An 18,726-nucleotide genomic window follows, 5' to 3' on the forward strand; every position below is an offset into this window, starting at 1 on the left:
CCAACGAAGCCGGGCGTCAGTGCTTGCGGCGGGCGAGCTTGCGCAGGCCCGCGAGCAGCGCCTCGCCGTCCGGCGTGCCCAGGCCCGTGCACGCGTTCCACAGCGTCTCGTCGCTGGCGAAGTACGCGCCGTTGCCGCCGAGGGTGATGCGGCGCACGACGGGCTGGCCCTCGGTGACGAGCGCGTACAGCCGGGGGTGGAGGAAGCCCACGCGCTCGCCCAACGCCGCGTTGAGGCGGACGATGAGCGCGGCCCACATGGGCGCGGCGGCGCTCGTGCCCGCGGCCACGCCCTGCTGGCCCTTGAAGACGATTTCATAGCCGGTGTGCAGATCCGCGTTCGCCGCGACGTCCGGCACGCCCCGGCCGGTGCTCCGGGAGACCTCGAACACGCCGTTCGTCCATGACGACTTCACCAGCTCCGGCACGCCCATGCCCTGCTGGTACGGCGGCAGCGCGTTCATGGTGCTGACGCCACCGCTGCTCGCGCCCGCGGCCGTGGAGCTGGGGCCCATGGACATCGCCTCGCCCAGGCGGTTCCACACGCGCTCGTGGTGGAGGACGTCCCCCACCGCCTCCAGCGTGGTGCCGCCACAGCCCAGCACCAGCGCGCTCGCCGCGGGGTAGCTCGTCGCGGCCACGGTGATGGCGCCCGTGGGCGAGCGCGCGTTCACCGGCACCTGCGAGCCCAGGTCACCGGACGCGGCGCACACGGTGATGCCCAGGAGCGCGGCCTCGACGAAGAGCCGCTCGAAGGCCAGCTCCTCGCCCGGCTGGATGAGCGACCCTTCGTAGAAGGACCAACTGGTGCTCAGCACCGACGGCCGGTTCTCCCGGTCGCTGATGGCCTCCGCCAGGACGCGGTGGTAGTCGCGCAGCGAGTAGTCCTTCGACGCCGCGTTGTAGACGACGACGCGCGCGGACGGACACACGGAGGCCACCAGCTCCACGTCCATGGTGACCTCCGCGTTGGAGGCGGTGTTGAGGATCCCCGCCTTGTTCGGCCCCACGTTCACCACCGGCGCCGTGCGCTCCACCCCCACGGCCTTCAGGTACGCGTCCAGGTCCGCCTGCTTGTAGCCGCCCGCCAGCTCGATGACGCCCACGCACTGGCCCTCCCCCAGGTTGCGGGGGTAGCGGTAGAGGGCGGCCACGTGGGGCGCCGTGTACGTGCGCAGCCCGGCCTGCCGCGCCATCTCCCGGGGGATGGGCAGGGCCGCCGCGTTGTGGGTGACCAGCGGCCGCGTGTCCAGGCCCAGGACCCACTCCGCCACGTCCTTCAGCGCGCGCGGCAGGCACACCGGCTTCGTGTGCGTCAGGTAGGAGGTCTTCCCGTAAGTGTAGCGCCGCAGGTCCACGTCGAAGGCCTTGCGGATGGCGGCCGTGGATCCCTGGAGCACGACGTAGCCCCGGTCGCGCCGCTCGGAGGTGATGGTCAGGCCGTGGCTCTTCGCGAAGCGCCGCACGGCGGCCAGGTGCTTCGGGTCCGCGCCGTACTTCGCCTCGAACTCCTCATGGGTGAGCGGGCGGCGCGGCGGGTTCGTGCACAGCTCCTCCACCGTGGGCAGCGGTGACCCGTGACGCAGCAGCAGGGTGACCTCCACCGTGCCGGTGGCGGCGCGGCTCCGGAGGGGGGGATGGAGGGACGCCGGGGACACACGCGCGCTCTGCGTCAGGGGGATGCGGGCCATGAGGCGGCGTTCTACCACGCGGCGTCCGGGCCCCCGGAAGCCGCGCCGGGTCGTATCCACGAGCGAGGGCTACCGGGTAGGCTCGCCCGCCTGCCCATGGACCGAGTCCTTCGCATCAAACCCCACCTGCGCGCAGAGGTGCTCGACGCGCGGCGCGTGTTCCTCGTCGGGGAGCGCGCCCAGTTCCTGCTGGAGGGCGAGCTGCACGCGAGCATCGTGCCCCTGCTGGATGGCGAGCGCACCGTGGCGAACGTCATCGCCGCGCTGGCGGGGCGGGCCTCCGCGCCGGAGGTGCTCTACACGCTGGCGCTGCTGGAGGAGCGCGGGCACGTGGAGGAGGCGCACGACGTCTTCGACGAGAGCGTCGCCGGCTTCTGGGAGTCCATGGGCGTGGGCGCGGCCACCGCGGCCGGGCGGCTGTTGGACGTGTCCGTCTCCGTGCACGCGGTGGACGGCGAGGACGGCGAGGGGCTGGCGGAGGCGCTGCGTGACACCGGCCTGGACGTGCGCGACGACGCCGACCGCCGCGTGCTGCTGGTGGATGACTACCTGTCGCCCGAAGCGCTCGCGCTGGCCCGGGAGGCCCGGAGCGCGGGCGCCGCGTTCCTCCCGCTGAAGGTGTCCGGCACCGCGTGCCACGCCGGCCCGGTGGTGGGCACCGGCGAGCGCGCCTGCTGGACGTGCCTCACGGCGCGGCTGTGGGACAACCGCCCCATCGAGAAGTACCTCGCGCGCAAGGGCACCCCGCCGCGCGCCATCCGCCCGCCGCGCACGGGCCTGCCCACCACCGCGAAGGCGGGGCTGTCCTTCGCGGCGACGCTCGTGGCCCGCTGGGTGGTGGACGGGCCCGCCGGCCCGGGGCAGGCGCGGCTGTGGACGCTGGACTTCGCCACCTGGAAGCTGGAGTCGCACGCGGTGGCGAAGCGCCCGCAGTGCCCGGACTGCGGCGACCCCCACTGGATGGAGGCGCGGGCGAAGAAGCCCCTGGAGCTGGCCTCGCGCTTCAAGCGCTTCACCGACGACGGGGGCCACCGCATCCTCACACCCGAGCAGACCTGGGAGCGCCACCGCCACCTCATCAGCCCGGTGACGGGCGTGGTGAGTGACCTGCGCGCGGTGCCGGGCGACGCCCCGCTGGGCCACATCCAGTCCGCCGTCTTCCGCGTGTGCCCGTGGACGGACGCGCCGGCCTCCGACGACTTCCACCGCGTGGCCAGCGGCAAGGGCCGCACGGAGGCCCAGGCCCGCGCGGGCGCGCTGTGTGAGGCGCTGGAGCGCTACAGCGCGGTGTTCCAGGGCGACGAGCCCCGCGTCCACGCCACGGCGTCCCAGTTGGGCGCGCAGGCCGTGCACCCGGACGCGCTCCAGCACTTCAGCGCCGCGCAGTTCCAGGCCCGGTCCGACGGCGAGGGCCGGCGCGACATGCGCACCGCGGTGCCCCGTCCGTACGCGGATGAGCCCATGGACTGGAGCCCCGCGTGGTCGCTCACGCACGGGGTCCCCCGGTACGTGCCCACGGCGTTCGCGTACCTCTTCGCGCCCACGCCCCCGTCCGCGGACGGGCCGTTCTGCCTCTTCAACTCCAACGGGAACGCGGCGGGCAACTGCCTGGAGGAGGCCATCCTCCAGGGCTTCCTGGAGCTGGTGGAGCGCGATGCGGTGGCGCTCTGGTGGTACAACCGCCTGCGCCGTCCGCGCCTGGACCTGCGCTCCTTCGACGAGCCGTGGTTCACGTCCGTGAGCGAGCACTACCAGTCGCTCGGCCTCACGTTGTCGGTGTTGGACCTCACGCACGACCTGGGCATCCCGGTGTTCGCCGCGCTCGTGTGGTCGCCGGAGCGCGGGCGGGCCTGGGCCGGGTGCGGCTGCCACTTCGACGCGAAGCTCGCGGTGCAGCGCGCGCTCACGGAGGTGGCCCAGTGCTACGACCCGAAGGACGTGGCCCCGTCGCCCTGGGACGCCAGCGCGCACGGCGACGTGAGCTGGCTCTTCCCCAACGACCTGGTCCCCGCGCGCGTCCGCGACGACTTCCCGCGCGTGTGGCACCACGACCTGCGGGACGACGTGCGCGAGTGCGTGGCCCGGGCCGCGAGCGTGGGGCTGGAGACGCTGGTGGTGGAGCAATCACGGCCCGACGTGGGCGTATCCGCGGTGAAGGTCATCGTCCCGGGGCTGCGCCACTTCTGGCGGAGGCTGGGCCCCGGCCGGCTGTATGACGTCCCCGTGCGGATGGGGTGGCTGAAGGCCCCCAAGGCAGAAGCGCAGCTCAACCCCGTGCCCTTCTACTTCTGAGCGATGGCGCCGCCCCCTGAACCCAAGCCCCGCATCCTGCTCGTCCAGTGCGGCCCCGACCGGCGCCACGTGGACCGGGAGACGGAGGACTTCGACCCCGAGCGCGGCCTGGTGAAGCGCGCGACGATGACGCCGCTGGCCTGCGCGACGCTCGCGGCGCTCACGCCGGACGCCTTCACCGTGGACATCTGGGACGAGGAGCTGCACGGCCAGCTCCGCGCGGACACGGAGCTGCCGGACTACGACATCGTCGGCGTGTCGGTGATGTACTCCGCCCTCACCTACCAGGCGCGCTTCCTGGGCGGCCACTTCCGCGACCGGGGCGCCACCGTGGTCGCGGGCGGCCCGGCCATCTCCGCCGCGCCGGAGGACTACCGGGGCTTCTTCGACGCCCTCTTCGTCAACGAGGCGGAGCGCACCTGGCCGCGCTTCCTCGCGGACTGGCTCGGGGGCGAGTACGCGGCCGAGTACCGCCAGCTCGACAAGCCCGCGCTGAGTGAGAGCCCCCTGCCCCGCTGGGACGCCATCGCGGCGGACCTCCCGCGCTACGCGTGGGGCTCCGTGCAGACCACGCGCGGCTGCCCGTTCGACTGCTCCTTCTGTGACGTCATCTACCTGTACGGCCGCAAGCAGCGGCACAAGCCGGTGGAGCGCGTGCTGGACGAGGTGCGCGCCCACGCGGCGCTCGGGGCGGAGGGCGTCTTCTTCGCGGACGACGAGTTCATCGGCGACGCGGCGTACGCGAAGGAGGTGCTCGCGGGGCTGGTGCCCCTCAACCGCGCCCTGCCCCGGCCGCTGCGCTTCTTCACCCAGGTGACGATGAACCTGAGCCGCGACGCCGGGCTGCTGGAGGGCATGGCGGACGCCAACTTCTACACCGTCGTCCTGGGCATCGAGTCCTTCGACACGGCCGCGCTCAAGGAAGCGCAGAAGCACCAGAACGTGCGCGCGGACCTCGTGGGAGACCTCCTGCGCATCCAGGCGCACGGCATCGGGCCCCGGGGCAGCTTCATCGTCGGGTTCGACCAGGACACGCCCGCGGTCTTCGACTCGCTGCACGCGAACATCCAGCGCACGCACCTGCCCTGGGTGGTGGTGGCGCCCCTCCAGGCCCCGCGCGGCACGAAGCTGTGGACGCGGCTGCGCGCGGAGGGCCGGCTCGCCACGCCGCGCAAGGCGCAAGCGAAGGACCGGGGCGCCATCATGCTCAACGTGATGCCCCTGGGCATGACGCGGCCCCAGTTGCTCGAAGGCTTCCGCGACCTGGTGGAGCGGCTGTCCACCTGGGACGCCGCCTGCGAGCGCATCCGGGGCTTCATCGCCGGCATCCAGCGCCCGCCCCGGGTGGAGGAGCCCCACTGGCCGGAGGCCGTCACCGACCGCTTCCTGCGCGAGTCCACCGCCGCCTGGGCCCTGACGCCGTCCGAGCGGCAGGCCCTGGGGGACACGCTCGCGGAGGTGCGCCGCACCGCCCCGGCGATGCTGCCGCGCGCGGTGTTCTTCCTCGCGCGCAACCAGAACGAGCGCCGCCGCCACGAGCGCCTCTTCACGGACTTCGACGCGGTGCTGGCCACCGAGCGCCAGGGCGACCTCGTCCCGGACACGCAGCCCGTCTACGTCCCGCCGAGCTTCGCCACCGCGATGCGCGACGTGTTCCCGGACCTCTTCGTGCGCCTGAGCCGCGACCTGCCGGACCGCCGCGACGTGCCGGAGGCCTCGCGCGACGTGCTGGTGGACTTCGTCGCCCGCTGGGGCGAGGGCTTCCAGGCGCTCCAGCCGCAGCACCACGAGTTCCTGCGCGAGCTGTGCGACCGCGCGGTGGCGGCGCGGGGCGGACAGCCGGGCACGCTGGAGGACGCGGAGGAGCAGGCCCTGCGCACCCAGGCGCGCCGCACCGGCCTGCTGGAGGCGCTGCTCAAGGACGTGCGCGACGAGCTCGCGAGCTGGGGACCCTGACGCATGCGCGACGGCCTTCACATCTTCGACGCGGACCGGCACGTCCTGGAGCCGCTGAGCCTGTGGGCGGAGCAGTTGGAGCCCGGCCTGCGCCGGCACGCGCCCCGCCCGGGACGCCTCCCGGACGAGTCGCTGGAGGAGCGCCTGGCGCGGCTGGGGCCCCAGGGCCTCCTGCCCGTGCTGCCCCTGCCGGAGGTGGACGGCAAGCCGCTGTGGAACCACATGCCGGAGAAGGCCTGGCTGGAGTTCTCCGCGCGCTCCTACGCGCAGTTGGGCCGGAACGAGCTGCTGCAGCGGCCGGACGTGTACCTGGCCCAGATGGACCGCGACGGCGTGGACATGGCGGCCCTCTTCCCCACCTACGCGCTGCTGCTGGAGGGCTTCTCCCCGCTGAAGCCCCACGTCGCCACGGCCTTCGCGTCCGTCTACAACACCTGGCTGCACGGCTTCTGCGCGCACCACCCGGAGCGCCTGCGCGGCGTGGGGCTCATCAGCCGGCACCAGCCGGAGGCCATGGTCGCCGAAGCGCGCCGCGTCGCGGGCTTCGGCTGGCGCGCGGTGATGGTGCGCCCCAACCCCATCAACGGCCGGCTCCTGTCGGACGCCGCCTACGAGCCCTTCTGGTCCGAGTGCGAGAAGCTCTCACTCGCGGTGGTGCTCCACGGCAGCGGCCACGTCTACGTGCCGTCCGCGGGCGCGGACCGCTTCGACACCCGCTTCGCCAACCACGTCTGCGCCCACCCCATGGAGCTGATGATGGGGCTGCTCGCGCTGCTCCAGGGGGGCGTGCTGGAGCGGCACCCGGCCCTGCGCATTGGCGCCATGGAGGCCGGCTGCGGCTGGCTGCCATACTGGGCCTGGCGCCTGGATGAGGAATATCGCGCTGTGGGTGCAGAGGTCTCCGCCACCATCCGACAGCTCCCTTCCTCCTACCTGCGCCAACACTGCTTCGTTTCCGTGGAACCGGACGAACCGTACCTGTCTGACGTGGTGCGCCACCTCCCGGAGGACCGATTGGTTTTTGGAAGCGACTTCCCGCATCTGGACCACGGCGAGGATGTGCTGGGTGCGATGCTGTCCTTGCGTGACGTGATGACCGAAAGTCGTCTACGAAAGGTTCTCTGGGAAAACCCGACTCGGTTCTACGGTGTGGAACCGTGAGGCCGCACGAATGAGATTGTCGCTCGCCGAAGGTGTGGCGCTGCGTTGCCCCGACGCGGAGGACGCGCGCGTGGAGGGCCCTGGCCGCTCACTGCGGTTGGGCCCGCTGGCCCCCGGTGTGCGCGCCGTCTTCGAGTCGCTCGCGGACGGAGGCATCCACGAGACGGAGGTGCCGGCCGCCGCGGGGACGGACACGACGCTCGCGTGGTACTGGCTGGACCTGGCCGGGGACGGCGGCCTGCTGTCCTGGACGGTGGAGGAGCGCGGCAACCTGCTGCTGACGCTCACGCCCGCGTCCGCGTCCTTCCTGCGCCACCGCGCGACGTTCGACGCGGCCCAGCCGCTGCAGTTGTCGCGCTTCGCGCACACGCGCATGGCGGAGGGCCGCGCGGTGCTGGACTGCCCCACGGTGCACGCCACCGCGGCGCTGCACGACCGGCGCGTGGTGTCGCTGCTCTTCGACATGGCCCGCCCCACGCTGCTGGCGCGGCTCAACCAGTTCAACACCGGCATCGAGTCCTTCACGCTGCGCGAGCTGGTGCGCCTGCTGGCGGAGACGGGCATCCTGGTCCCCAACGGGCTGGACGTGCCGGCGTCGGAGGAGACGCAGACGGCGCTCAAGCAGTGGGAGCCGCACGACCTGCTCTTCCACCTGCGCTCGCGCGGCTGGGGCCACCAGACGCGCGCGGGGGCCACCTACCGCTTCCGGGGAGAGCTGCCCAACCCGCCCGCCCTCAAGCCCACCGTGACGGAAGAGGGGGTGGACCTGTACCGGCCGGACCTGGAGGCGCTGCGCGCGGGCGGCGACCGCTCCTTCACGGAGGTGCTGGAGGCCCGCCGCAGCCTGCGAGGCCGGGGCGCGGCCCCCCTCACCGTGAAGCAACTGGGCGAGCTGCTCTACCGCGCCGCGCGCGTGCGCGACGTGCGCACCACGCAGGACGGCGAAGTCACCGACCGGCCCTACCCCGGCGCGGGCGCGGTGTACGCGCTGGAGCTCTACCCCCTGGTGGGCGAGTGCCAGGGCCTGGCCCCGGGCGCCTACCACTACGATCCGCTGGGCCACCGCCTGGAGAAGCTGAGCGGCCCCACGCCGGAGTTCCACGCGCTGCTGGACGAGGCCCGCGCGCCGGTGGAGCCCTTCGAGCGGCCGGAGGTGCTGATGGTGGTGGCCGCGCGCGTGCCCCGGCTCGCGTGGAAGTACGAGACGCTGGCGTACTCGCTGGTGCTGCAGGACACGGGAGCGCTGGTGCAGACGCTCTACCTGGTGTCCACCGCGCTGGGCTTGAGGCCCTACGCGCTGGGCCGGAGCGATCCGGACTTCTTCCAGCGCGTGGCGGGCGTGGACGGCTTCGGCGAGGCCAGCGTGGGCGCCTTCGCGGTGTCGGGGGGCGAGTCCCAGGAGCGCTGAAGCGCCCCCCGAGCGGGCTTCAGCAGCAGGGGCTGCCGCAGCAGTGCGAGCGGCCGTAGGTGTCGGTGAGGCTGGAGAGCGCCACGGCGTGGTCCGCCACGTCGGCCGGCTTCTTCGGCAGGTGCAGCTCCACCTCCGCGTTGTTCACCTTCCAGGTGCCGTCCGTCGCCGCGTCCTGCGCGGTGGAGGGGACGACCTTCAGGTGGATGCTGGCGGGCAGGTCGAAGTCGAAGCGCTTCTTGAGGGCCGCGCGCGGGTCCTTCTGGAGGGCCGCCTCGAACTCGGGCTCCTTCCACGCCAGCGCGACGGCGCGCATCCACACGGCCTGCCAGTCATTCACCGAGGCCTTGGCCTCCGGGCCCCGCGCGGGCTTGCGCGCCAGCGGACGGGCCCGTGCGGGCGCGGCCTTCGACTCCGGCTTCTTCTTGCTCATGTCAGCGATCTCCTCCCAGCGCATCCAACAGCGCGCGGGCCTCCGAGACGGGCGGGGTTCCCCATCCTTCGGAGAAGGTACTGTAGACCGTTTGCAGCCGTTGCCGGGCTTCTTCCTGCCGCCCGGATGCCTGGAGCACCCGCGCCAGGGCGGTGACGGCCTGCAGCTCCCGCATCCGGGCCCCCTGCGCGTGCGCCACCTCCGCCGCCTGCCGGAAGCACGACTCCGCGGAGGGTGCAGTGTTTCCATCCCGCTGCAGCAGCACCCGCCCCTTGACGTGGAGCAGCTTGGACTCGTGGTACGCCTCGCCCAGGGCCTGCGCGCGCTGCCGGCCGCGCTCCACGGAGGCGAGCGCCGCCTCCACGTGGCCCAGCTCCAGCTCCAGCTCCCCGAGCAGGGCGTAGTACGCCGGCTGGTCCATCTCCGTGCCGAACGCCTCGCGCAGCGCCACGCTGCGCCGCATCGTCTCCAGGTCCTTCACGGCCCAGGCGCGCAGGATGCCCACGTAGGCGGACTGCTCCAGCAGGCCGTAGCGGTGGGACAGCTCCGTGTGCTGGGCGATGAGCTGGAGCGCCTCCGTCCGGTCGTTGTGCTCCTGGGCGATGAGCAGCAGGTAGATGAACGACAGGCCGATGCTGGTGCCGTGGTTCAGCTCGCGGCCCCACGCCACCGCGGCCTCGCCGTGCGCCTTCGCCTGGTCCGGGAAGCCCAGCAGCCACAGGCCCCGGCACAGCACGGACTCGCCGCCCACGCGCGTGTCCTGTCCGTAGAGGATGCGGTGCATCCGGTGCGCCACCGGGTCGAACAGCGCCAGGCACCGGTCCGCCTTCGCCTTCGCCTCGCCCAGGCGGCCTTCCAGCAGCTCGATGTTGGAGAGGATGGTGAGCGCCACCGCCTCCTGGCCCGCGTCGCCGTTGCGCTGCGCCAGCGCCACCAGCCGATCCAACAGGCCGCGCACCCGGCGCTGATCCCCGCCCAGGTGGTAGTAGATGGAGAGGACCCACAGGGTCGGGGCCGCGTAGGGGCTCTCCCCCACCGTGAAGAGCAGCTCCAGCGAGCGCTCGGCCACGGTGCGCAGGTCCTGCGAGCGCCAGCCCTGCGTGGACATCAGCGCCGGCGCGAGCACGCCGTTGAGGCTCAGCTCCAACTGCGCGCGCTCCAGCGGGTCGTCGATGGCGTCCAGCCACGACAGGCCCAGCCGGGCGAAGAGGATGGCCTCCAGGTAGGCGGAGCGCACCAGCGCGGCGAACGCGGCCTTCTGCGCGTAGAGGATGGCCTTGCGCTTCAGGTTCGCGGCGGCCCAGTGGTGCGCCAGCAGGTCCGGCCGCGACTCCACCTGCTCCGGGAAGTGCGCCTCCAGCGCCTCCGCCGTCTTCGCGTGCATCTGCTGGCGGTACCGCTTGAGCATGGAGTCGTAGGCCGCGTCCCGCACCAGCGCGTGCTTGAAGAGGTACACGGGCCCCTTCGGCCGGCGCTTGCGGTGCAGGAGCCCCGAGCCCACCAGCCGCTCCAGGTCCGCCTCCAGCGCCTCGGGCGTCAGGGGGCTCACGTGGCGCAGCAGCTCATGCGTCAGCTCGCGGCCCAGCACGGAGGCGATCTGCGCGGTCTCCTTCGCGCGGCCCAGCCGGTCCAGGCGCGCGACGAGCAGGTCGCGCAGCGTGCCCGGCACCGCCGGCCCCGCCTTGCTGGCCTCCAGCGCGAAGCGGCCCTCGCGCTCCACCAGCGCGCCGGACTCGCGCAGCGTGCGCACCAGCTCCTCCACGAACAGCGGGATGCCGTCCGTGCGCGTGGCGATCTCCTCCAGCGCCTCCGGGGAGAGCGGGCCTCCCGCGGCGGCGGTGGCCAGCCGCTCCACCTCCGCGCGGGCCAGCGCGCCCAACTGCACCTGCGTCACCGACGACGCGGCCCAGGGCGGCTCCAGCTCCGGCCGCGCGCTGAACAGCGCGAGCAGGCGCGACGAGGACACCTCCTCCACCAGCGCCTTGAGCAGCTCCAGCGTGGACGGGTCCGCCCAGTGCAGGTCCTCCAGCGCCAGCACCACGGGCTGCCGCTCCGCCATGGCGGCGAGGAACGCGAGCAGCGCGTTGCGCGTGAGCTCCCGGTGCTTCATGGGCGACACGTCCAGCGGCGCCCAGCGCTCCGGCGGCAGCGGCAGGGACAGCAGCGCCGCGAACAGGGGCAGCGTCTCCGGCAGCTCGAAGCTGTAGCCGGACAGGAGCGCCTCCAGGCCCGTCAGCCGGCCCTCCGGCGGCAGGTCGCGGTTCGGGTCCAGCATCCGCGTGAGCAGGTCCACCACGGGGGCATACGCCTGGCCGGAGCTGTCCTGCGTGCAGCGGGCCTCCAGCCACGTGTGGGGCTCCGCGCCCAGCCGGTCTCCCAGCTCGCGCACGAGGCGCGACTTGCCGATGCCCGGCTCGCCGGTGATGAGCACCGCCTGCCCCTGCCCCGCGCGCACCTGCTCCCAGCGCGACAGCACCAGGTCCAGCTCGCGCGAGCGGCCCACCAGCGTGAGCGTGTCGTCCGTGCCGCTCCACGTCGCGTCCGCGCCCTGCAGGGCGAACGTCTCCAACCCCGGGGGCAACAGCTCGCTCGGGGACGCGGGCACGCGCTCCAGCGGGAAGTGCTTGCGCACCAGTTGCTGCGTGTCCCCCGTGAGGAGGATGGCGCCCGACGGCGCGGAGGTGGACAGCCGGAAGGCCAGCTTCGGCGTGGTGCCCACCACGAAGCCCAGGCCGGAGAGCGTCGGGTCCCGCTGCTCGCGAGACACCACCAGGCCCGTGTGCAGGCCCACGCGGATCTCCACCCGCGTGCCGCGCTCGGCCTCGATGGCCCGGCCGCGCCGCTTCACCTCCGCCACCATGTCCAGCGCCGCCTGCGCCGCGCGCCGCGCGTCGTCCTCCCGCGCCGCCGGATAGCCGAAGTAGAAGAGGACGATGTCGCCCAGCGCGCTGGCGATGTGGCCGTTGTAGCGCCGGGCGATCTCGATGCAGACCTCCTGCTGGGCCCCCAGCACGTGATCCAGCTCCTCGATGTCCACCGGCCCCGGCGCCGTCTGCGTCGCGGACAGCGTGCAGCACACCACCGTCAACTGCCGGCGCTCCCCTTCCGCCCACCGGCGCGAGCGCGTGGACACGGCGTTGGGCGTGCGGCTGGACAGCTCCACCGTCGCCGTCTCCGCGTTGGGGGCCGCGGGCTGGATGCGCACGGGCGCGGGCCGGCGCGGCAGGTTGGACACGTCCACCGCCTCCAACTGGCGCAGCAGCACCTCCGCGGACACGGTGCGCTGGGACGCGTCCTTCGCGGTGACGCGCTGGAGCAGCTTGCCCAGCGGGTGCGCGGCGATGGCCGGCGGGATGGGCACCGGCTCCGTGGAGAGCTGCTGGAAGATGACCTCCGCGACGGTGGCGCCCTCGAAGACGCGGCGGCCGGTGAGGCACTCCAGGAACACCAGCCCCCACGCGTACAGGTCCGAGCGCGGCGTGGGCGCCTGCCCGCGGAGCTGCTCCGGCGCCGCGTACGACGGCGTGCCCAGCGACTCATTGGTGGACGTGATGCGCGGCTGGCCCTCCCCCCGGGCAAGCTCGTCCGTCACCGACCCGATGCCGAAGTCCAGCACCAGCGCGTTGCGCCGGGCCCCGGTGGGCACGACCATGATGTTCGCGGGCTTCAGGTCGCGGTGCACCACGTTCTGCGCGTGCGCGCACGCCAGCGCGTCCAGCAACTGGAGCATCAGGTGGCGCGCCTCCACGGGGTCCAGCACGCCCTCCTCCGCGAGCACCTGCGCCAGGTTCTTGCCCGGCACGAACTCGAAGATGGAGTAGACGGCGCCGCCCTGCGCGCGGCCCGAGTCGATGAGCCGCACGATGTTCGGGTGGTGCATCTGCGCGCACAGCTTCATCTCGCGCTCGAAGCGCGCGCTGCGGCGCTCCACGGACTCCGGCGTCGCGCCGTCCGTCAGGCGCAGCAGCTTCACCGCCACGTTCTGGCCGGTGGTCACCTGGCGGGCCTTGTAGACGCGGCCGAAGCCGCCCTCGCCCAGCTCCGACAGCAGCTCGTACCGGCCCTGGAAGGCTTCCAGCAGCGCGGGGTCCATGAGGTTCTTCATCGCGTTCCCGAGCCTCGCTCCATGGGTGACCGTCCCCCCCGCCTGGGCAGGGTGATGACGAACTCCGTGAACTCCCCTGGCACCGACTCCATGCGGAACGTGCCCTGGTGTCCCTGCACGATGATGTCATGGCTGAGTGACATCCCCAGCCCCGTGCCCTGCCCCGGCGGCTTCGTGGTGAAGAAGGGGTCGAAGATTCTTCCCGCGCTCTCCGTGGGGATGCCCGGCCCGTTGTCGCGCAGCCGGACCTCCACCTGCTCCTGACGCGCGAGGGTGCGCACCTTGAGCACCGGCACGTACGTGGCCCCCTGCGTCTGGCGCTTCTGACGCATGGCGTAGAGCGCGTTGTCCACGACGTTGATGATGACGCGGCCCACGTCCGCGCGGCTGAGCTCCAGCCGCCCCACGGCCGGGTCGTACTCGGCGTCCAGGTGGACGGACAGGGGCTCGCCGCGCATGCCGCCCTGCCCCAGCGCGACGCTCTCCGCGACCAGGGCGTTGAGCTCCACCGGTTCGCGCGGACCGGGCGAGCGGCGCGCGTGCTGGAGCATGTTCTGGATGAGCGCGTCCGCGCGGCGGCCGTGCTCGTTGATCTTCTGGACGTTGGTGCGCAGGCACGCGAGCGCCTCGTCCACGTCGCGCACGGAGTCCGCCGTCAGCCGCTCGCGCTGCGGCTCCAGCACGCCGGCCAGGTCCTCCGTGAGCCCCACGGAGAGGCCGGCGAAGTTGCTGATGAAGTTGAGCGGGTTGCGCAGCTCGTGCGCCATGCCGCCCACCAGCGCCGCGAGCGAGGCCAGCTTCGCGTCCATGATGAGCTGCATGCGCTGCACCGTCTCCTGCTCGATGCGGCGGTAGAGCCGCGCGTTCTCCAGCGCGAGCGCCGCCTGCCCCGCGAACGCGACGAGGAAGTCCAGGTCGTCCTCGGAGAAGCTCTTGGGCGTGGAGACGTTGTCCACGTACAGCACGCCCAGCACCTCGTCGCGGGGCTTGAGCGGCACGCACATGGAGGCGCGGATGGAGCTGAAGATGACGGACTCCGCGGCGCCCAGGCGCGGATCATTCACCGCGTCGGAGAAGAGCGCCGCCACGCTCCGGCGCAGCACGAAGTCCACGATGTTCTGGCTGTAGATGGGCCCGCGCACGGCCGTGCCCTCGGCCGTCTTCGTCACGCGCGGCTCCAGCTTCCCGGTGCCCTCGTCCATGAGCAGGATGGCGCCCCGCTCCACGTGGAGGATTTGAAACGCCAGGTCCAGCACCCGGCCGGGCAGCGCCTCCAGGTCGTCCGTGACGGACAGCAGCTTCGCCACCTCCTGGAGGATGCGCATCCGCTCGCGGGCGCGCGTGGCCGTGCCGGGGGGCTCCACCGCGGAACGCTCCGAGCCGGACACCGCCTGCACCAGCGTCTTCAGCGGCACGCGGGTGAGCGCGCGCGTGAGCTGGGGGCGGGGTTCGCCGGATGCCGAGCCGGAGCCGGGCGGGCCCGCGGGCGCGGCCGGCGGCGCTTCGTGGGTGAGCAGGAAGACGAGCTCGCCCAGGGTCAGCGTGTCGCCGGGGCGCAGCTCCTTGCGGCGGATCTGCACGCCGTTGACGAAGGTGCCGTTCTTGCTCCCCAGGTCGGTGACGAAGAAGCGCCCGTCGGAGGACTCGATGCGGGCGTGCTGGCGGGACAGGCTGCGGTGGGGGATGCAGATGCCCTGGTCGTCCGCGCGGCCAATGGTGATGGGCGCGTCCCCCAGCGGGTAGGACAGCTCATCCGGCTGGCCTGGATTGTAGACGAGCATCGGCACGGCCTTCGGACCCCCTCCCGGGTCACCAGCCTAGCCGAAAAGCGACGGCCGGAACCGGCCCGGCCGTCTCAGGCGGCGCTCGCGGCCGGAGCCAGCAGCCCCCGGTCGCGCAGCGTGTCGAGGATGCGCTCCAGCCCCGCCTCCACCGTCTCCGCGTCGGAGCGGACGGTGATTTCGGGGGACTCGGGCGGCTCGTACGGGTCCGACACGCCGGTGAAGTGGGGAATCTCCCCGGCCAGGGCCTTCTTGTAGAGCCCCTTCACGTCGCGGGCGATGAGCGCGTCCAGGCTGGCCTGGACGTAGCACTCCAGGAACGGGATGCCGGCCTGGGTGGCCAGGGCGCGCACCTCGTCCCGGGAGCTCTTGTAGGGCGAGATGGCCGCGGTGATGACGCCCACCTCGTGCTTCGCCAGCACCCGCGCCACGTAGCCGATGCGCCGGACGTTCTCCTCGCGGTCCGCGCGGCTGAAGCCCAGGCCGCGGGAGAGGTACGTGCGCACCTCGTCCCCGTCCAGCAGCTCCACGCGCTGCACGGGCGACAACTGCCGCGCCACCGCGGTGGACAGCGTGCTCTTGCCCGCGCCGGACATGCCGGTGAACCAGAGGATGAAGCCCGGACGCTGTTGCATCGCCATTCCCTTCTACCTGTCCACGGCGGGGCCGTTGATCATCCCCGCGCCCACGGTGGCGTTGGTGCCTTCGTCGATGAGGATGAAGCTGCCGGTGCTGCGGTTGCGCCGGTACTCGTCGAAGAAGAGCGGCACCGTCGTGCGCAGCGTCACCCGGCCCACCTCGTTGAGCTTCAAGCCGGAGCTCTGCTCGTCGCGGTGCAGGGTGTTGACGTCCAGCCGGTAGTGCAACTGCTTCACCATGGCGCGCGCCATGCGGGTGGTGTGCTTGATGGCCAGCCGCGAGCCGCTGTTGAGCTGCGACGAGTCCGACAGCCAGCACACCATCGCGTCGATGTCCTGGCTCGCGGTGGGCGGGTTGCCCGGGCGGCACAGCATGTCGCCGCGGCTGATGTCCAGCTCCTCCTCCAGCGACACGTTCACCGACATGGGCGGGAACGCCTCCGTCAGCGGCTTGCCGGCCAGCTCCAGCGCCTTGATGCGCGTGGTGAAGCCGGACGGCATCACCATCACCTCGTCGCCCGGGCGCATCACGCCGCCCAGGAGCTGCCCGGAGTACGCGCGGTAGTCGTGGAACTTCTTCGCGGACGCCGGCCGGATGACGCCCTGCACGGGGAAGCGCAGGTGGATGAGGTCCCGGTCGGACGCGATGTGCACGTTCTCCAGGTGGTGCAGGAGCGTGGGGCCCTGGTACCAGGCCATCTTCTCCGAGCGCGTCACCACGTTGTCCCCGCCCAGCGCGGAGATGGGGATGAACGACAGGTCGGACACGTCCAGCTTCATGGAGAACTGGCGGAACTCCTCCCGGATGCGGTCGAAGACGCCCTGGTCGTAGTCCACCAGGTCCATCTTGTTCACGCACAGCACCAGGTGCGGCACGCGCAACAGCGACGCGATGAACGCGTGGCGCCGCGTCTGCTCCAGCACGCCCTTGCGCGCGTCCACCAGGATGAGCGCCAGGTCCGCCGTGGACGCGCCCGTCACCATGTTGCGCGTGTACTGCAGGTGTCCGGGCGTGTCCGCGATGATGAACTTGCGCTTCTGGGTGGAGAAGTAGCGGTACGCCACGTCGATGGTGATGCCCTGCTCGCGCTCGGCCTTCAGGCCGTCCAGCAGCAGCGCCAGGTTGACGTACTCGTCACCCCGGGCGTGGCTCGTGCGCTCCACCGCGGCGAGCTGGTCCTCGAGGATGGACTTCGTGTCGTACAACAGCCGCCCGATGAGGGTGCTCTTGCCGTCATCCACGGAGCCCGCGGTCGCGAATCTCAGCAGTTCCACTAGAAGTATCCCTCGCGCTTGCGGTCTTCCATCGCCGTCTCAGAGAACTTGTCGTCCGCGCGGCTGGCGCCACGCTCCGTCACGCGGGAGGCCGTCACCTCCGTGATGACCTCCTCCACGGTGGACGCGGTGGACGGCACGCACGCGGTGCACGTCATGTCGCCCACCGTGCGGAAGCGCACCGTCTCCGTCGTCACCGTCTCGCCGGGCATCATGGACATGAAGGGCGACCAGGCCATCAGCATGCCGTCCCGGCGGAACACCTCGCGCCGGTGCGTGTAGTAGATGGACGGCAGCGCCACGTTCTCCCGGCCGATGTACTGCCAGATGTCCAGCTCGGTCCAGTTGGACAGGGGGAACACGCGCAGGTGCTCACCCCGGCGGTGGCGGCCGTTGTAGAGCGCCCACAGCTCCGGCCGCTGGTTCTTCGGGTCCCACTGGCCGAACTCGTCGCGGAAGGAATACACGCGCTCCTTCGCGCGGGCCTTCTCCTCGTCGCGCCGGGCGCCGCCGAAGACGGCGTTGAAGCCGTTCTTCTCGATGGCCTCCAGCAGCGGCTGCGTCTGCAGGCGGTTGCGGGACGCGCGAGGCCCCTTCTCCTCCGTCACCTTCCCCGCGTCGATGGCCTCCTGGACGGACGCGACGATGAGCCGCGCGCCCAGCTCCGCCACCCGTTCATCGCGATACTGGATGACCTCCGGGAAGTTGTGCCCCGTGTCCACGTGCATCAGCGGAAACGGCAGCGGTGCGGGCCAGAAGGCCTTCACCGCCAGGTGCAACATCACCGCGGAGTCCTTGCCACCGGAGAAGAGCAGCACCGGCCGGTCCAGCTCCGCCGCGACTTCCCGGATGATGAAGATGGACTCGGCCTCCAGCGCCTCAAGATGTGAAAGCTCGTAGCTCACGGTCAAGCAAGCTACCACAACCCTCCCCACACCCAACCGGGGCCGTGGAGGTTTCCGCGTCCGCGGGTGCGAGACACGCCGGATGCGACACGCCGGAGGGGGCGGTGAAACATGGGGGGAGGACCTGCTGGGAGGGATGTTTCACGTTCCACTCGCGGTGCGTGCTCCGGCCCCCCACGCCGCGTGCGGGAGGGGGATTTTCGCGCGGGGGGCGCGTGGTATAGACGGCCGCGCCATGGCAAGCGCAACCCCTCCCGTCCAAGACCGTTGGTTCCCGTCCCGCAAGCCGCTTCCGGAGCCGCGCCTGCGCCTGTTCTGCCTGCCGTTCGCCGGCGGGAGCGCGGCCATCTACACGCCCTGGAGCATGGCGCTGCCCACGGGCGTGGAGCTGTGCGCGGTGCAGTTGCCCGGGCGCGAGCGGCGCCTGATGGAGCCGGCGATGAAGTCCCTGCCGGAGCTGATGGACGTGCTGATGCCGGCGCTGACGCCGCTGATGGACCGGCCCTTCGCGCTGTTCGGCTACAGCATGGGGGCGCGCATCGGCCTGGAGGTGGCCCGGACGCTGAAGCGCCAGGGCGGGCCGAAGCCGCTGGGCTTCATCGCCGCGGCGGCGCCCTCGCCGGCGCACAACGACCGGGAGCCCATCCACACGCTGGATGACGCGGGCTTCATCGCGAAGCTGCGCGAGTACGACGGCACGCCGGAGGAGGTCCTCCAGCACAAGGAGCTCCTGGAGCTCATCCTCCCCACGCTGCGCGCGGACTTCGCGCTGGCCTGGTCGGAGAACGGCAAGGACGCGGCCCCGCTGGACATCCCGCTGTCCGTGTACGCGGGCAAGGGGGACAAGCACGTGGGGCTGGACATGATGGAGCACTGGCGCGAGGAGACCACCGCCGACGTGCGCATCCGCCACTTCGAGGGCGGCCACTTCTTCATCCGCACGCACGGCCCGCCGGTGCTGGCGGCCGTGCGCGAGGACCTCACGCGCTGGATGACGGCCGCGACCTAGTACGCCGACACAGGGATTCTGAATGGTTCAGGCGGCGGCCTTGTCTACTGCCGCCTGCGCCATTAGCGGGTAG

Annotated in this window: 12 protein-coding genes; 5 read left to right on the forward strand and 7 right to left on the reverse strand. The window is 72.2% G+C overall.

The features are described from left to right. Positions 1-16 precede the first annotated feature (16 nt). Positions 17-1,690: a protease pro-enzyme activation domain-containing protein gene (locus K8612_RS16820; protein WP_223763021.1), complete on the reverse strand. Its 1,674-nt coding sequence runs from the start codon at positions 1,688-1,690 to the stop codon at positions 17-19. Positions 1,691-1,786: 96 nt separating this feature from the next. Here K8612_RS16820 and K8612_RS16825 point away from each other — a divergent pair, with 96 nt between their 5' ends. The 4 genes from K8612_RS16825 to K8612_RS16840 are packed head-to-tail and all read left to right on the forward strand — an operon-like array spanning position 1,787 to position 8,507. Then, a complete protein-coding gene (locus K8612_RS16825; RefSeq protein ID WP_223763022.1) occupies positions 1,787-3,982 on the forward strand; it encodes a TOMM precursor leader peptide-binding protein in 2,196 nt (731 codons plus the stop codon). Positions 3,983-3,985: 3 nt separating this feature from the next. Next, positions 3,986-5,938: a radical SAM protein gene (locus K8612_RS16830; protein ID WP_223763023.1), complete on the forward strand. Its 1,953-nt coding sequence runs from the start codon at positions 3,986-3,988 to the stop codon at positions 5,936-5,938. Between the two features lie 3 nt (positions 5,939-5,941). Next, positions 5,942-7,099, forward strand: a complete 1,158-nt coding sequence (locus K8612_RS16835) for an amidohydrolase family protein (protein WP_223763024.1) — start codon at positions 5,942-5,944, stop codon at positions 7,097-7,099. Between the two features lie 10 nt (positions 7,100-7,109). Further along, the gene (locus K8612_RS16840) at positions 7,110-8,507 is read left to right on the forward strand and encodes a SagB family peptide dehydrogenase (protein WP_223738061.1); all 1,398 of its coding nucleotides are present in this window, start codon (positions 7,110-7,112) and stop codon (positions 8,505-8,507) included. A 19-nt stretch (positions 8,508-8,526) separates the two neighbouring features. On the opposite strand, the gene K8612_RS16845 is transcribed toward K8612_RS16840, so the two are convergent. The 6 genes from K8612_RS16845 to cysD all read right to left on the reverse strand — a co-directional run bounded on the left by K8612_RS16845 (position 8,527) and on the right by cysD (position 17,644). Next, a complete protein-coding gene (locus K8612_RS16845; RefSeq protein ID WP_223738060.1) occupies positions 8,527-8,940 on the reverse strand; it encodes a BMA_0021/BMA_0022 family TOMM bacteriocin in 414 nt (137 codons plus the stop codon). Between the two features lies 1 nt (position 8,941). Then, positions 8,942-13,045, reverse strand: a complete 4,104-nt coding sequence (locus K8612_RS16850) for a TOMM system kinase/cyclase fusion protein (protein ID WP_223763025.1) — start codon at positions 13,043-13,045, stop codon at positions 8,942-8,944. Next, the gene (locus K8612_RS16855; protein WP_223763031.1) at positions 13,042-14,826 is read right to left on the reverse strand and encodes an FHA domain-containing protein; all 1,785 of its coding nucleotides are present in this window, start codon (positions 14,824-14,826) and stop codon (positions 13,042-13,044) included. The genes K8612_RS16850 and K8612_RS16855 overlap by 4 nt, the downstream gene beginning before the upstream one ends. Positions 14,827-14,900: 74 nt before the next feature. Continuing rightward, positions 14,901-15,461, reverse strand: a complete 561-nt coding sequence (gene cysC, locus K8612_RS16860; RefSeq protein ID WP_223738058.1) for an adenylyl-sulfate kinase — start codon at positions 15,459-15,461, stop codon at positions 14,901-14,903. Positions 15,462-15,473: 12 nt separating this feature from the next. After that, on the reverse strand, positions 15,474-16,739 hold the full coding sequence (locus tag K8612_RS16865) for a GTP-binding protein (protein WP_223738057.1): 1,266 nt from the start codon (positions 16,737-16,739) through the stop codon (positions 15,474-15,476). After that, the gene (cysD, locus tag K8612_RS16870; protein ID WP_120529214.1) at positions 16,739-17,644 is read right to left on the reverse strand and encodes a sulfate adenylyltransferase subunit CysD; all 906 of its coding nucleotides are present in this window, start codon (positions 17,642-17,644) and stop codon (positions 16,739-16,741) included. Before cysD ends, K8612_RS16865 begins: the two co-directional genes overlap by 1 nt. 235 nt (positions 17,645-17,879) lie before the next feature. Between cysD and K8612_RS16875 the strand changes: the two genes are divergently transcribed. After that, positions 17,880-18,653 carry a thioesterase II family protein gene (locus K8612_RS16875; protein ID WP_223738056.1) on the forward strand — a complete coding sequence of 258 codons (774 nt, stop codon included), beginning with the start codon at positions 17,880-17,882 and terminating at the stop codon, positions 18,651-18,653. Positions 18,654-18,726: the final 73 nt, after the last annotated feature.

The sequence above is a fragment of the Corallococcus sp. AS-1-6 genome, from assembly GCF_020037015.1.
Lineage (GTDB): Bacteria > Myxococcota > Myxococcia > Myxococcales > Myxococcaceae > Corallococcus.

Coding starts and splice junctions, on each gene's coding strand:
- K8612_RS16820 (WP_223763021.1), bottom strand. CDS start 1,690: ATGGCCCGCATCCCCCTGACGCAGAGCGCGCGTGTGTCCCCGGCGTCC.
- K8612_RS16845 (WP_223738060.1), bottom strand. CDS start 8,940: ATGAGCAAGAAGAAGCCGGAGTCGAAGGCCGCGCCCGCACGGGCCCGT.
- K8612_RS16825 (WP_223763022.1), top strand. CDS start 1,787: ATGGACCGAGTCCTTCGCATCAAACCCCACCTGCGCGCAGAGGTGCTC.
- K8612_RS16840 (WP_223738061.1), top strand. CDS start 7,110: ATGAGATTGTCGCTCGCCGAAGGTGTGGCGCTGCGTTGCCCCGACGCG.
- K8612_RS16830 (WP_223763023.1), top strand. CDS start 3,986: ATGGCGCCGCCCCCTGAACCCAAGCCCCGCATCCTGCTCGTCCAGTGC.
- K8612_RS16835 (WP_223763024.1), top strand. CDS start 5,942: ATGCGCGACGGCCTTCACATCTTCGACGCGGACCGGCACGTCCTGGAG.
- cysC (WP_223738058.1), bottom strand. CDS start 15,461: ATGCAACAGCGTCCGGGCTTCATCCTCTGGTTCACCGGCATGTCCGGC.
- K8612_RS16850 (WP_223763025.1), bottom strand. CDS start 13,045: ATGAAGAACCTCATGGACCCCGCGCTGCTGGAAGCCTTCCAGGGCCGG.
- K8612_RS16855 (WP_223763031.1), bottom strand. CDS start 14,826: ATGCTCGTCTACAATCCAGGCCAGCCGGATGAGCTGTCCTACCCGCTG.
- K8612_RS16875 (WP_223738056.1), top strand. CDS start 17,880: ATGGCAAGCGCAACCCCTCCCGTCCAAGACCGTTGGTTCCCGTCCCGC.